We start from the raw sequence: 14,123 nt of genomic DNA, 5'->3' as shown, positions 1-14,123 counted from the left end.
AGCCTAAACGCCTATTCGGTCAAATATCATCTCAGCCCCATAATTTAAGCAGATGTTATCGCTTGAAATAAATATTTATTACATTTACTCCTATGAGTATTTTAACAGAGAAATTTAAAACGCAGCATGACACGGCTCCGTTTTCACAGATAAAAAACGAAGATTATATTCCTGCATTTGATGAAGCTATTCAGAAGACAAAAGATGAAGTCGATGCTATCGTCAACAATCCCGAAACGGCAACTTTTGACAATACCATCGCTGCTATGTCCTACTCTGGACAGACACTAGATCGTTTGTCCAATATCTTTTTCAATCTCCATTCCGCTGAAACCAATGCTGATCTCGAAAAGATCGCACAGGATGTCGCCCCAAAACTATCTGCTTTAGGCAATGATATCACCTTAAATTTCGATCTTTTCAAAAGGGTTAAGGCTGTATACGATCAGAAGGATCAACTGACATTAACGGCAGAGCAAACCACCTTATTGGAAAAATCCTATAAGGATTTTGTGCGCAACGGTGCACTTTTGAATGATGAACAAAAAGAAAAGCTTCGCGAAATAGGTGCCGAGCTATCGCTTTTAAAATTGAAATTCGGAGAGAATGTCCTCGCCGAAACCAATGCCTATCAGCTGTTGGTAACAGACGAAAAAGATCTTGCCGGACTTCCAGAGGGTGCTGTAGAGGCTGCACATGCTTTGGCTAAAGCCAACGAAAAAGAAGGCTGGCTTTTTACCCTGGATTTCCCGAGCTATCTTCCTTTTGTCACTTATGCCGACAATCGGGAACTTCGCAAAGAAATTACCCTCGCCGCAGGCCGCAAAGCTTTTCAGGACAACGAGCACAACAACGTGGACAATGTCCTTAAAATTGTAAAACTGCGCTTCGAACGGGCCAAATTATTAGGCTACGCCACCCATGCAGACTTTGTCCTTGCCGAACGTATGGCGCAAAACCCAAGTAAAGTCACCGAATTCCTAAACGACTTACTTGGAAAAGCGAAACCAGCAGCAGTGAAAGAATTTGCAGAATTATCTCAATTTGCAAAAAACATGCATGGCATAGACCAATTGGAAAAATGGGATGGTGCCTATTATGCCGAAAAGCTGAAACAAGAACGCTTTAATCTGGACGATGAAAAGCTCAAACCTTATTTCAAACTCGAAAATGTCTTAAAAGGTGCATTTGAAGTAGCCCATCGCTTGTTTGGCATCAACTTCAAGGAAGTCGATACAATAGATACCTACCACGAAGAAGTACAAACATTTGAGGTCAGTAAAGACAACGGTGAATTCGTTGCTATCTTCTATGCCGATTTCTTCCCGCGTAAAGGAAAGAGAAATGGGGCCTGGATGACCTCTTTCAAACCACAGTACATTCAACAGGGTAAACAAGAACGCCCACATGTCTCCATTGTTTGCAATTTTACGCGTCCTACAGCTTCAAAACCTTCGCTGTTGACCTTTCAGGAAGTGACCACATTATTTCACGAATTTGGACATGCCCTACATGGTATGCTAGCTGATAGCACTTATCCTACACTATCTGGAACCTCTGTATATTGGGATTTTGTCGAGTTACCGAGTCAGGTGATGGAAAACTGGTGCTACGAAAAAGAAGCTCTTGAGCTATTTGCCAAACACTATGAAACTGGCGAAGTGATCCCGATTGAACTTGTCGAAAAGATCCGCGAAAGCGCTTCATTTCTTGAGGGTATGGCAACAATGCGCCAATTGAGCTTTGGTCTATTGGATATGGGCTGGCATGGACAGGATCCAACAGCGATCTCGGATCTGAAAGCATTCGAAGATGAACAGTTTGCCTCGACAAAACTCTATCCCGATGTCAAGGAAAATGCCATGAGCACGGCCTTCTCCCATATTTTCAATGGCGGTTATTCTTCGGGCTATTACAGCTATAAATGGGCCGAAGTACTGGATGCCGATGCATTTGACTACTTTAAACAAAACGGCATTTTCAATAAGGAAATCGCAACCAAATTCAAGGATAATATTCTTTCAAAAGGTGGAACCGAACATCCAATGGTCCTTTACAAACGTTTCCGCGGACAAGAACCTTCGGTAGAACCTTTGTTGAAAAGGGCTGGATTGATCAAATAATTGGATTGATCAAATAATAAAACAGCTGGATTTTATATCCAGCTGTTTTTCAACCATAACTTTGTTGTTCACCGATAAATTTCTGTGCAAACAATTAGGTGCAAACAGTTATCTGAATGTACCTCTGGTTTGGACGCTATCATGAACTTTTGCTATTCTCAAGCTTTCATCAGGCAAATACAGAAACTATCTCATTTGTTTCCAACCAAATAGCGAGACATTAGGTCAGAACACGACACATCTTGCTGATTAAGCAAAAAAATAGTACCTTTGTAAGACATAATTGGGGTTGACCGGAATTGACAGGATGGAGACGGTTATGTAAGCATGTAGTGCGTTGTTAGTAGAGCACTTTAATCTGAACTTTCAGAATTATAACTGGCGAAGAAAACTACGCCTTAGCTGCTTAAGTTAGACTTAACATAGCTATTTGTCCCGTTAGATCCTGTTCTTTGGTTTAACATTCGGGGCATCGAACAATAGAACTGGCAAGTGTGATGTTGCTAAGCACTTGTGAGAAACAGCAACTACGGCGTACGGTATAGGTAAGCGACTCACCTTCCCTCGCTCGACAATTAAAGAGAAGCTAAACATGTAGAAAGCGTATACAGTACCATGACTGGACGAGAGTTCGAATCTCTCCAGCTCCACAAACAAAAAAGCCTAACTCACGTTAGGCTTTTTTATTTATTCTAGAATACCTTTGTAGACGGCATCCCGTAAGGCACCTCCTTCTGTATCTCCCGCGTATTCCCAGTACATCGCACCGAGTAATCCTGTCGTGTGTACATAATCGCATTTAAGTGCAATCGATTCTGGCGTTTCATAAGTCAGTACAAAATCCCCTTTATCGTTGACAAGATAATGCGCTTTAGCCTCATCGTCCCATTTCTGCTCAAAGCCCTGAAGTGAAAGCAGATCTTTATAATCGATAAAACCCTTGACTTCAGTTTTATTGCCCCGACCATAGAATGGAATTCCCAGCACCAATTTTTCAACAGGCATACCGCCCTCGATATGAGCCTTAACGGCCTCCACACAAGTTGTATGTCCAGATAAAGGTGAACGGTGCAAACTCGCGTGATGATAAGGCGGATGACCCGAATCATAAGTCATGATATTGACAAAATCCACATCATTCTTAATCTTGTCAAAAGCAATATACTTACCGTTCGCAACAGAAGCCAAAGTCAACAGTTTCTTCTTACCAATAGCCTTGCGGATATCGTGCATGAGCAAGGTGAAATTCTCCGTATCCGCTAAAGAAGACGAGATCCCTGCAGAAGAATTCGTTGGATATTCCCAGTCGATATCAATACCATCAAGATTAAACTCCTTCATCACACGCCAGCAGTCTTTGGCAAACTTTTGCCGATTAGATTCATTAGCAGCCATTTCGCTAAACCGACCGCTTCCCCAGCCGCCAACGGACAGCAATACCTTGAGATGTGGATGTGTTTTCTTAAGATCCGTAATAGCCTTCAATCTGGATTCATTATCTATACGTAGGCCGTCAAAGCTGTCGCTGACATGTGCAAAAGCATAATTGATATGCGTCAGATAAGTCGGATCAGGCATCACTTTAGACCAGGAAGTGACATAGGCGATAACAACTTTTTTGTTTTTCGCTCGTGCACAACTTACACTAGGATACAACAATAAAGTCAATAACAGAACAGTGAAGGTCTGACCAAATATTGATTTCAATTTACATTCCATAATAGCTTTTTATTTTGTTTCTAGATGATATTGATCGTCCTAAAATATAATCCGTAAAGCATTCACATTTGATGCTTACTCGCCAACTAAAGTTTCAGATAAATATGTAGCTTCTTTAGCAAGATTGCATACCACAACATGGCTAAAGCCCAAAACAATGAACCGGCAATAGCTAAGCTCATATAATCAGATTGCTTATAAAAGAACAGTGGAAGATGAAAACCCCAACAGACAAAGTAAATCAGATCAGGAGCAAGATAGGTCGTTAATGAGTTCTTTCCGGCCTCCTCAAACACCCGCATACCCTGCTGGTAGCCTTTTAGATCTATGAAATAATAAAGTGGTATCAAAAGCAATACGCTAATTCCGCAACAAATCAATGCCCAACTCGGCGTACCATGGATTTTGGATAAAATAAACCAAAAACGCAATACAAAACCTGCAACTAGCCAAATCAAACCAATAACCAGCAAAAAACGCAACAATACCCGCGGAGTTGCCGCATAACGTTTCATAAGCATCCCTATGGTTGTTCCGGACAGCACAATACAGGGTATATTGCCAGCTAGAAGAACATGTAAATATCTTCCGGCACCAGGGAATTCAACTTTAAATCCCATTTGGCTCAGCATATTGAGTACCAAAAACACCAACCAACCACATACAACCACAATTATCTTTCCCCTGCTCAATAAGAAAATAGAAGCCGCGGCAAAATATCCCCATCCAATCAGCCCTAAAATCCCCCACCACCCTACTTCCAAGCCTTTTCCATCCGACGCTTTGAAAATATACAGGAGATAAATAATCCCCATAATACCAACTGCACGCAGCCCCTTATAAATGGACTGATATTGCATGTCCTTCGGATAATGATTCCAAATCAGAAAAACGAATACATACAGCAGTCCCAACCACAACAAATGTGACATCCCCGTCAGCTGTGGATCAACTCGCGGACCATTCAATATCAATACACCAATAAGCAATAAACTTAATGTTCTGATCAGAATATGAACAAAAATGACCGTTGTCGATGAACCTATCTTTTCCCTGGCCGCAACAGCATAAGGCACTGCCATTCCAACCATAAAAAGAAATCCCGGAAATACCCAATCCGCCAAACCCATTCCGTCCTCATCTGCTTCCGAGTGAACCAGCCATTTAGGTACACCCGGAATAAACAAGTCATTGACAAATAACATCAAGAACAGCGTGAAACCACGCATAACATCCATTGAACGGATTCGGATTTTAGGTACAGCTTGCAATGCGTTCATAATTGATTCGTTGTATTCAAAAAAGTAGCTAACAGCATAGCTGCTAGCCAATCTCATCCCTAGATCCTTCTTAGATAATTTTTTAGTGATTTTATGGCGACCGGAACTCGGTGAAAAATTCCTGCTTAGAAAAGTTCCTGTATAACTAAACGAAAAGACAAGCTATTTCGCTAAGATCTATCATCAATAACGCTGATGTCTCTTCGTTGAATGATCTAAGATGAGAAAAAAATAACACTATATAGTGAAATATTTGTTAAAATTGGTGTAAATTTTACTCATAAAACACAGAAATCGTGCAATTTACCCCTGTGCCCCTTATGAACGAGTCAGAAGCGCAGCAAGAAATGTCACACATCTATGAATTGTTACCTTTATGAAGTGTAATTGTATTGCATATAAAAAGCAATTTATCTAAGTTTGACAAAAACAGATTTAATACATAGCCGATCTTCATGAAATTCATTCTTTTTATCTGCTTGCTATTCGCAACACAAGCTATCTTCGGACAGAATATCAGCGTCGTCAATAATGAATCCTCCCTTTTTGAACTTGAAAACCCGAACGGTAAAATTGATTTTTTAGTCATTGATCCTGATCCACAAATTAAGAAACCTCTGTTTTTATTTTGTCAGGGATCGTTACCCTTGCCGCTATACTTTAATTACAAAAAAGAGGGATTAAGTCTTTTTGGAGGAGGATTAACGAACTTTAACTACCAGGATATTATTAAGTCGTATCATCTCGTCGTTATTTCAATGCCAGAAACTCCAGTTATCGTCGACGAATCTCAGCTTAATGACTCTTATTGGTATTATGGTGACTCAAAAGATAAAAATACCCCGAGTATAGCGTACCAAAAAGCAGACTATCTAGATAATTATGTAGACCGAGCCGTTTCAGTATTAGATTATCTTAGCGGACAACCTTGGGTCGATAATTCACAATTAGTTGTATTCGGTCACTCTCAGGGTGGACACGTAGCCTCCAAATTAGCTTACCGCTATAAAAAAGTAAGTAAATTAGGCCTATCAGGAACAAATATATTCGGACGAATAGACCAAGATATACGACAAGCAAAACGCGATGTTCAAAAAGGAAAAATTTCCTGGCAACAGGCCGCTCAAAAAATTGAACAAACCTATGCATTTTATAAAGATGCCAACAATCCAGAAAAATTAAAAAACAATCCCAATTTGCGTTCCTGGAAGTCATTTTCGCAACCTGCTATTGACGAACTATTGGCCTTTAATAAACCAATCTATATCGTCTTCGGTACAGAAGACATTGTATCTGAATTAAATGATTTAGTACCTCTTTATTTTATAAAAAATCAGAAAAGTAACTTAACTATAAAACGCTATTATAATCAGGAACACAATTATTTTGAAGTTCAGAACGATGGCCGGCCCGATTACAACAAGCCCCATTGGAACGAGGTAATGAATGGCTTTTTAGCTTGGGCATTAGAATCAAACCAAACAGTAAACAACAATTAAACAGTACAAACCATGAATCAATTAAAATTTCGCGACGCAGCACAACATGATTTACCACGCATAGTAGAAATATACAATTCTACAATCGCCTCTCGCATGGTTACTGCAGACACTGCCCCAGTATCTGTTGCCAGTAGACAAAAATGGTTTGACGAACATAACGCTTCGAAAAGACCCCTGTGGCTGATAGAAGATGAAAATAACCAGATACTTGGTTGGGTAAGTTTTCAATCTTTCTATGGTCGTCCAGCTTATGATGCAACGGTAGAAATCAGTATCTATTTGGATGAACAGCAGCGTGGTCGAGGCCTGGGTAAACAGATTCTCCAGTACTGCATTGATAAAGCTCCAGATTTAGGCGTACATACTTTGTTGGGATTTATCTTTGCACACAATCTTCCAAGCATTGCATTATTTGAAAAAATGGGTTTCAAGGAATGGGCTAACTTACCCAATATAGCAACCTTAGATCAGGAAGAACGTAGTCTAAAAATATTAGGTATACGAATTAAATAACAACGTGACGACCTAAGTAGCTGTCACCAAAAATAAAATTGTTAAATTAAAGTATTAACTTGATAAGATCTATAATTCGGTAATATGAAACATTTAATCCAATTCTCCTTGATGTTGATTGCTTATGTATTTGTTTTTTCCAGCCCCCTGTTGGCACAAAATCCAGACCGTACTAAAACTATCCCGATCGCAAATGATTCGGCATACAACAAGATAATACAAGTGCTTCAGGATGGTGGTTATTTTATTGTACAGCTCGATCGGACTTCGGGATTTATTCAAACCAGTACGTATCTTGAAAACAAGAATCTCCTAAGCAATAAAGAGGGAGAAAAATTAATTTTCAACTTCCTGATCAGCCCTTTACAAGCTAAAAGATCAAAAATAGTTCTAAATATATTTTCAATAGAAAGGCGTAAAGGAGGGAGTTTTGACGCACCTAATTATTATGATGAAGATAAGGGAATCGTCCGGGACAATAAAGCCTACCAGCAAATTTGGGATAAGATACTCCCTCTATTTCAATAAATACAATCAAGGTAAAGCCCAGTTGATCTCAGCTCACCTGGGCTTTTATAGTTAAAAAGAATTAGATCGAGATTGTCAGCAAAGGAACATCCAGCCCCGAGGCCATCATACGAGTCTTACTTCGATGGGTCAATGAGCTCCAAAAACCGTACTTATAGGGGATCATAACCAGCAGATCTGTGCTGCTTTCTTTTACCTCATCCCGGATAGCTTTTACGACCTCATTGGACGTTACATTTTTGTAGTAATAACTTACGATTCCCATCACATCGTTGATGGTTTCCCTTGTTTCTTTTCCTTTTTCCTCATTTAGCTGCTCCACTGTTTTACGAATGTTGAGTACCTCCAGTACCGCACCAAACTCAGCTGCAAAATCCTTTACTTTTTCAAGAATTTCCTTTTGCACACCACGAACAATGTCACAGGCAAAAAGAATATGCTCCAGACCCGTAAATTTTGCGCCCAGCGGAACTGAAAGGATTGGTATTTTTAACTTACTAATGGCTGCCGTGGTCGTATTACCAAGCATATCTTGATCAAAGGAACGTTTGGCCATTCCCATCACCAACAAATCGGCATTCGTCTCATGGATGCACTTGGTAATTTGGTCATAAAACAAGCCTGCTGCGAGATAAGGAATAGTCAAAACTCCACTTTCGGCAGTAATAGCCTCGGCTTTACGTCGTAAAACTTTACTTTGATGTTCAAAAATCTTGAACATAGAATCGGGAGAAAGTCGAGCGTTCATCGCATGGATGGAAGGATTTTGAAGAGAAAATAAAACGAGCTCGTATTCTTTTCCTGCAAAAACTTCCATAATAAACTTTAAGGCATGTTCGGCCTCTTCAGCGTAGTCTGTAGCAACAATAATCCGTTTCATATGGTCTAATTTAATCCAATAAAAAATCCCTTTTTATTACATTCAAGTTAACGAAAAATAATAAATCTATCAAACGGAGAATTGTCTCAACTGGGTCAATTTTCTCCCGATTTCCGGCTATTTTAAGTAGCTAGCTTTTACAAATGAAGCTTTTTTTAGATAATCGATACTTTGTTGTAAACCGGTGTAAATATCGTTACGTGTTTCTTCCAGCTCAACAAAAATATATTGCAGGCCAGCAACTTTTGAATTGTTAAAAATTGCATCAAAACCGACCATACCACTTTGACCAATTTCAAGATGATCCTTAATGTGCAAAGCCTTGAATCTGCCGGCATATTTATTGAAATAATCAACAGGACTAACTTGTCCCATTACAGCCCAATACACGTCCATCTCGAAAAATACATTTTCAGGATTTGTATGCTCTAACATATAATCGTACATCACCTTATCCTCCACTTTTCTAAACTCATGCGAGTGGTTGTGGTATCCGTATACGATTCCTTGCTGACGGCATTTCGCACCCACAGCATCGAGGTAGCGACATTGCGTTTCCAAATCCTTAAGTGTTTTAGGCACATCCATCCAAGGCGTAACAATGTATTTCATTCCCGCTGCCTTATGTGTAGCAATACATTCGTCCCACCATTTTAGCGATTCTGTAAAATCTCCAGAGGCTAACTCTTTCTCTGATAAAGTCTTCGTTGCATGTGATGAAATCACTTTCATTCCAGCTTTTTCTACTTTTGCCTTAAACTCTTGTGGGCTCAAGTTATATAATTTACCATCCTTGTATCCAGCGGCTTCCACTCCTGTATAACCCAATGCTGAGATCTTTTGTAGAATCTGGTCGAAATTCGGGTTTTTCCCGATTTCTTCGCGTACAGAATATAACTGTAGACCAATTTCCTTTTTTGCAGCTTTCTGTTGTGCAAATGTTGGACTAACAGCCAACATCATACATCCAGCTACCAATGTTCCGATAAGAGTTCTTCTTTTCATTTAGTGCTCAATTATTTATTATAGACTTCGTTCAACGCAAAATCATTTGTAAACATAGCATTTACAGGTTGTTTAGGTTTGTCGCGTTAAATATAACCGCAATGTATGCAAATACTCGAAAAAACACAATGCTTTACCGTTTTATTTATTCACACCCCAGACCCAGCGCTCCAAAGTATGTTTTTTTATATGAATTAAAAATATATCAACTCAACGATTTACAGTCCGCTGCTGTTCTACTTACAATAACAAACAATTTGAGTGATGGAAAATAAATATGATAACCCAGAATATAGCGATCAAAAACAGGAAGAGAAACTACCTGACGTTGCCATTGAGGAAAAAGATGATGAACCTGCTGGTCGAAATCTCAAACGTACGCTTATTATTGCAGTATGTGTATTGATTGTATTTTATTTGATTTATTATTTTATGAGTGGACGATAACATGCAACTCACCACAGCTCCGGCGGAACTTGACGGATTCTTGGAAACCGAAGCTGGGCAAGTCGACTTGTGTCGTCATACACAATCTGGTAGAATATGACCAAAATTTCGGTCATTGTGCTGACGTACTGAACAATTTACCACGGCTCCGGCGGAACTTGACGGATTCTTGGAAACCGAAGCCAGGTAAATTGACAATATCCACTTAAATTATTTCGTTTTTCATTTCCTGTATTCTAAGGATAACAACTTGTTATAATGGTTATTTTACACAGGACGGTGACGTAGAGTCTATTTATTAATCGCGATAAATATTCGTTCCTATCCGATATTTGATCCAACATAGACTTTCACGAAACAATTCTCGATTAAAAACATCTGTTATAACAAATATAAAACAAAAAACAATAAACACAAATTTTTTAACAAAATAATAAACTATATTTTGCGCAAATTGTCATTCAATTCGTTGTATGACGGATGAAGACAAGGCATTACTGGAAACAATTGGTTTACGTTTTCGCGCGAAACGAAATGATCTATATTATTCACTGCGGGATCTATCCCATCTGACGGGCATTTCAACAGGAACACTCAATGGCATAGAAAAGGGAAAAGACTTAACGCTCACAAATTTTTTAACCTTATGTCGTAGCCTAGAAATTCAACCAACGATATTTTTTCAGCATGATATTGTCTTTAATTCTCCCTACTCCCTACCTCCCGATGCGCAGGAAAGAATCACGTTAAGCAAAAAACTGGATGACCTCGTCTATCATTCGGATTTTTTCCACTCATCACGACGTGTTTCGGAGGTATTGATCCAATTGGGTATGGACAAAAGCCAAAGCAACAAATTCTCTGTTTACCTATCAAACTACTGTGAAGAGGGGGCCCTTGTCTATCAGCAGCACGGTAACTATAAAACCTATCGTAAAAAGAGGTAAACAAAAAGTACTAAACCTCTTTGTTGGAAAGTTCTCGAAAACGGTTCGCCCTTCTAAATGTTCCCAAATCATTAAAACGAACCCCATACTTCCGTAAGATTTCTTGTGCCTTCTTACGGCCGATATGACGTACGTAAAATGTTTCATTGACGACAAAATGATGGATACTATGTGTCCACCCGAAAAAGAAACAAAACAATTGCATCGGAAAAGTCCACCAAACTGTCAATACCTGCGTCTGCTCAATAACATTTCCAGCTTCGACATCGCCAAAATAATGCATGTTTGACGTAATAAAATGTAAACAGAATTGGCGTAATAAGTTTGGTAATAGAATAACATAAATGATCCAATGTAGACTTATCAACATGTTATCAACATAGTGTGGAAAACTCAAATTCACCCCAAACACCACTCTTAACCAATCAAATAATAGGTCTGCAAAGAAGAAATATAAGATCACATGTGCAAAAATCGTCACTGGAACAATGCTTAAAAACATAATCCGTTTTAGTTTTGAAGAAGTCTCCAATTTTAGATTCCCTTTTTTCACCTCTTTGTCCATATCATTAAACATCCGATGCAGTCGAAAGAGCCCGCCCAATACAACATCGGCTGTTGTTACCAAACGTTTGATAGACCACTGCTCGCCATTCGTCACACTACGTTCCTCAACATCATGTAAGGTACCCGAAAATTTATGATGATGATGATGCAAGGTCCTGCGTATCCAGGGATTGACAGTCAGTGGGCGTAATATCCATACACTAAAAAGCATAAAATGATGAACCACTTTTTGTCTTTTAAAATAAAGCCAATGAATCAGATCATGTTCTATTTCATGTAAAACACCCATAAAAAAGGCATTACTGACAATCATAAGCCAAGCCGGAACAAGAGCGCGAGACCAAGCTATCGATACAACAACAATGCCCAGGATCGCTAGTGCAAATATGGCCATTCCGATACTGTTCTGACTTTTTAAGATGGGGTACATTCCTTTCAGCTGCTGATAGGAGAGATTTATTTCCCTCCTAATCTGGCTCGACTTTTCCTGATGTGTCAATTCGATGTGATTTTATCGGTAAAAATAAGGATTTTTTCGCAGACATCTAACATGTTAGGTAGAATGCCCCCACCTGCCAATAACCATAATAGGCCATAAAAAATATTTCCGAAGGCTGTAACAAAATGAACGGGGCCCAAAATATGTGATCCCACTATTTACCTTACTACTATGTTAACGTAGCAGCCAACTTCTAATACATATCACTCAAAGCAGATCATTCCTCGGATCTGCTTTTTTTGTGCAAACCATTACGGCAGCAACAAGCGATCTCAACCCCAAAAAATAATTCCCTAAAAGGGATTTGATAGGGACTTTATAGGGACCTTATAGGGACCTCATTCGGATAAAGCCGTCTTAAGCACCTATTAGCTCCCTATTATGTAACATGCTATTTACAATTATTCAATGTATTAAACTAAACTTATCTATTCGTTGTGTGTTAGTAGCCCTACACATTTAATTTGATATTATGGCAAATGTAACACAGGGTGTAAATGGTCCGCCTTCAGGCAGAGTGGGACCTGTAGTTTTTTGTAAGTGGAAAGAGATCAATTACGTCAGGTCTCTTCCGAGAGTAAATAAAAAAAGAGCACTTTCTGAAAAGGAAGTAAACAATCGAAACAAATTTGGACTTATGCAACAATTCTTAAGCCCTTACACGAAAGTCATACGGCTCGGCTTTTCAACCTACGCCAAGAATATGACAGCTTATAATGCTGCGATGTCCTACAACCTTCACCATGCCATGCAAAAAGACGATGAAGGTTTTCATATCGATTATGAAAAGATTGCCCTAAGCCGAGGTTTGGATGAAGAGATTACAGAGGCAACATTTCAATTGTTGAACGAAACTATCCATATCACTTGGGAACTTAAAAACTCCGAAAAACTCTTGCATGAAGATCTGACAGATTTCCGAACCTTGGTACTCCTCATTCCTGAGAATCCAATAAACGCTTCACAAGGTGTTTTACTTAATAATTACATTATGGATTTACAAGAATCTATTCAAATACCGAAACTAACTCAAAGTGATACATATCATCTATATCTAGGTTTTATTGCAGCTGACGGGACTAATCGAAGCATGAATAGCAGCTATCTCGGAAATATAAGATTGGAAAGAGGATAAAGGTGCTCCAGGGAAATAAATTCATCAACAGGAGAAATAAGACCATTCGGAAATAAGAACACAACACACTTAATTACAATAAGATAACAACATTTTAACCCTAAATTTATGTAAACACCTTAAATTAGCATAAACGATGTGATTTACAATCGATGGTTTCAACAGCCACATCAATTTCGGCCATGAAGCCAATCGTCTTTATATCTAGTAGGCATTTGGTTACCCCCTCAGCAATCCTCAACACATATCCATGTGCAAGCCCTACTACTTTCTCTATTCAGTTCGGCAAGCTCATACCTTGCCGAACATTCTATTACCCCTCTGATCAGCCCGCCTAATATGACTTAACTACCAAAAGGATCTGTCTTTTTTTCTGTTTTTACGATTTTAATCAGATGCTCCAACGCATTTTTCAGATGTTTGGCATCTTCTTCCGTTTGGATTGCCCATAAAATTTCATCCGTACTTGGCGAGGACTTAAATCGAATTTGATAACCTGATTTTACTCTTGCGATGACAAGTACATCTGATTTGGCAATATCACTTCGAAAATGCTGGCCACTGGAAAGAAAGACTGTTAACACCTTCCCGTCTACCGTCACCGTATCAATTTTTGTATCCTTATAATGGTAAGCAACCTTATATAGCTTATTAATATAAGCCATGGTCTGTTGTTTATTCAAGCTCGCATTTTGAGCTACCGATGGTACTGTAATACCAATAGCCAAAAGAAAGCACAAGAAAAAATTCTTCATTTATCTAGCATTTTTTATTTCCATATACCGCAACAACGTATCGCTCGGATTGTACTTACTTACCAAATATCACGTAACGACAATCAGCAGAAGCAAAATACGTTCCTTTTATTGATGATCTAAAAATATAGATTTTATTTACTTTTTTGGCTATTGTCCCACAAACTAAACTATTTCCAGCAGCAGCATTTAGATTGCTGCTACTGAAAATCCTTATTTAGTC

13 protein-coding genes and 1 other RNA gene are annotated in these 14,123 nt (G+C 38.9%); 8 read left to right on the top strand and 6 right to left on the bottom strand.

The annotated features are described in order from the left end of the window. Nucleotides 1–92 precede the first annotated feature (92 nt). Together M2419_RS20710 and ssrA are read left to right on the top strand one after the other, a co-directional pair. Nucleotides 93–2,123: a M3 family metallopeptidase gene (locus M2419_RS20710; RefSeq protein WP_259255559.1), complete on the top strand. Its 2,031-nt coding sequence runs from the start codon at nt 93–95 to the stop codon at nt 2,121–2,123. 285 nt (nt 2,124–2,408) lie between these two features. Beyond that, nucleotides 2,409–2,776: a transfer-messenger RNA gene (gene ssrA, locus M2419_RS20705) on the top strand. 34 nt (nt 2,777–2,810) lie between these two features. Here ssrA and M2419_RS20700 read toward each other — a convergent pair. Both M2419_RS20700 and M2419_RS20695 read right to left on the bottom strand, forming a co-directional pair. Beyond that, nucleotides 2,811–3,842, bottom strand: a complete 1,032-nt coding sequence (locus tag M2419_RS20700) for a glycoside hydrolase family 18 protein (RefSeq protein WP_182330790.1) — start codon at nt 3,840–3,842, stop codon at nt 2,811–2,813. 86 nt (nt 3,843–3,928) lie between these two features. After that, nucleotides 3,929–5,122 carry a DUF5009 domain-containing protein gene (locus M2419_RS20695; protein WP_153846842.1) on the bottom strand — a complete coding sequence of 398 codons (1,194 nt, stop codon included), beginning with the start codon at nt 5,120–5,122 and terminating at the stop codon, nt 3,929–3,931. A 455-nt stretch (nt 5,123–5,577) separates the two neighbouring features. On the opposite strand from M2419_RS20695, the gene M2419_RS20690 reads away from it, so the two are divergent. The 3 genes from M2419_RS20690 (at nt 5,578) to M2419_RS20680 (ending at nt 7,665) form a co-directional block, all read left to right on the top strand. Further along, the gene (locus M2419_RS20690; RefSeq protein WP_182330789.1) at nt 5,578–6,621 is read left to right on the top strand and encodes an alpha/beta hydrolase fold domain-containing protein; all 1,044 of its coding nucleotides are present in this window, start codon (nt 5,578–5,580) and stop codon (nt 6,619–6,621) included. A 12-nt stretch (nt 6,622–6,633) separates the two neighbouring features. Next, nucleotides 6,634–7,137, top strand: coding sequence for a GNAT family N-acetyltransferase (locus M2419_RS20685; RefSeq protein ID WP_075994058.1), 504 nt, complete (start codon nt 6,634–6,636; stop codon nt 7,135–7,137). Between the two features lie 84 nt (nt 7,138–7,221). Next, the gene (locus M2419_RS20680) at nt 7,222–7,665 is read left to right on the top strand and encodes a hypothetical protein (RefSeq protein ID WP_153846840.1); all 444 of its coding nucleotides are present in this window, start codon (nt 7,222–7,224) and stop codon (nt 7,663–7,665) included. A 61-nt stretch (nt 7,666–7,726) separates the two neighbouring features. On the opposite strand, the gene M2419_RS20675 is transcribed toward M2419_RS20680, so the two are convergent. Together M2419_RS20675 and M2419_RS20670 are read right to left on the bottom strand one after the other, a co-directional pair. Further along, complete coding sequence (locus tag M2419_RS20675; RefSeq protein WP_153846839.1) at nt 7,727–8,545, bottom strand: universal stress protein; 819 nt, start codon at nt 8,543–8,545, stop codon at nt 7,727–7,729. Nucleotides 8,546–8,662: 117 nt separating this feature from the next. Continuing rightward, complete coding sequence (locus M2419_RS20670; protein ID WP_259255558.1) at nt 8,663–9,550, bottom strand: sugar phosphate isomerase/epimerase; 888 nt, start codon at nt 9,548–9,550, stop codon at nt 8,663–8,665. A 264-nt stretch (nt 9,551–9,814) separates the two neighbouring features. On the opposite strand from M2419_RS20670, the gene M2419_RS20665 reads away from it, so the two are divergent. Further along, nucleotides 9,815–9,997: a hypothetical protein gene (locus M2419_RS20665; RefSeq protein ID WP_153846837.1), complete on the top strand. Its 183-nt coding sequence runs from the start codon at nt 9,815–9,817 to the stop codon at nt 9,995–9,997. 473 nt (nt 9,998–10,470) lie between these two features. After that, nucleotides 10,471–10,944 carry a helix-turn-helix domain-containing protein gene (locus tag M2419_RS20660; RefSeq protein WP_259255557.1) on the top strand — a complete coding sequence of 158 codons (474 nt, stop codon included), beginning with the start codon at nt 10,471–10,473 and terminating at the stop codon, nt 10,942–10,944. A 10-nt stretch (nt 10,945–10,954) separates the two neighbouring features. On the opposite strand, the gene M2419_RS20655 is transcribed toward M2419_RS20660, so the two are convergent. After that, a complete protein-coding gene (locus M2419_RS20655; protein ID WP_182984437.1) occupies nt 10,955–12,010 on the bottom strand; it encodes a fatty acid desaturase in 1,056 nt (351 codons plus the stop codon). Between the two features lie 472 nt (nt 12,011–12,482). Between M2419_RS20655 and M2419_RS20650 the strand changes: the two genes are divergently transcribed. Continuing rightward, a complete protein-coding gene (locus tag M2419_RS20650) occupies nt 12,483–13,145 on the top strand; it encodes a DUF6266 family protein (RefSeq protein ID WP_259255556.1) in 663 nt (220 codons plus the stop codon). Nucleotides 13,146–13,489: 344 nt separating this feature from the next. On the opposite strand, the gene M2419_RS20645 is transcribed toward M2419_RS20650, so the two are convergent. Further along, nucleotides 13,490–13,900 carry a hypothetical protein gene (locus M2419_RS20645; RefSeq protein ID WP_259255555.1) on the bottom strand — a complete coding sequence of 137 codons (411 nt, stop codon included), beginning with the start codon at nt 13,898–13,900 and terminating at the stop codon, nt 13,490–13,492. Nucleotides 13,901–14,123 lie beyond the last annotated feature (223 nt).

Source organism: Sphingobacterium sp. BIGb0116 (assembly GCF_024808035.1).
Taxonomy (GTDB): Bacteria; Bacteroidota; Bacteroidia; order Sphingobacteriales; family Sphingobacteriaceae; genus Sphingobacterium; species Sphingobacterium paramultivorum.
The sequence above is the reverse complement of the archived record's forward strand: the minus strand, read 5'-3'. Positions and strand labels throughout refer to the sequence as shown.

Bases quoted from the DNA above. Each gene is read 5' to 3' on its own strand.
- M2419_RS20710 (WP_259255559.1), top strand. From the start codon at position 93: ATGAGTATTTTAACAGAGAAATTTAAAACGCAGCATGACACGGCTCCG.
- M2419_RS20700 (WP_182330790.1), bottom strand. From the start codon at position 3,842: ATGGAATGTAAATTGAAATCAATATTTGGTCAGACCTTCACTGTTCTG.
- M2419_RS20695 (WP_153846842.1), bottom strand. From the start codon at position 5,122: ATGAACGCATTGCAAGCTGTACCTAAAATCCGAATCCGTTCAATGGAT.
- M2419_RS20690 (WP_182330789.1), top strand. From the start codon at position 5,578: ATGAAATTCATTCTTTTTATCTGCTTGCTATTCGCAACACAAGCTATC.
- M2419_RS20685 (WP_075994058.1), top strand. From the start codon at position 6,634: ATGAATCAATTAAAATTTCGCGACGCAGCACAACATGATTTACCACGC.
- M2419_RS20680 (WP_153846840.1), top strand. From the start codon at position 7,222: ATGAAACATTTAATCCAATTCTCCTTGATGTTGATTGCTTATGTATTT.
- M2419_RS20675 (WP_153846839.1), bottom strand. From the start codon at position 8,545: ATGAAACGGATTATTGTTGCTACAGACTACGCTGAAGAGGCCGAACAT.
- M2419_RS20670 (WP_259255558.1), bottom strand. From the start codon at position 9,550: ATGAAAAGAAGAACTCTTATCGGAACATTGGTAGCTGGATGTATGATG.
- M2419_RS20665 (WP_153846837.1), top strand. From the start codon at position 9,815: ATGGAAAATAAATATGATAACCCAGAATATAGCGATCAAAAACAGGAA.
- M2419_RS20660 (WP_259255557.1), top strand. From the start codon at position 10,471: ATGACGGATGAAGACAAGGCATTACTGGAAACAATTGGTTTACGTTTT.
- M2419_RS20650 (WP_259255556.1), top strand. From the start codon at position 12,483: ATGGCAAATGTAACACAGGGTGTAAATGGTCCGCCTTCAGGCAGAGTG.
- M2419_RS20645 (WP_259255555.1), bottom strand. From the start codon at position 13,900: ATGAAGAATTTTTTCTTGTGCTTTCTTTTGGCTATTGGTATTACAGTA.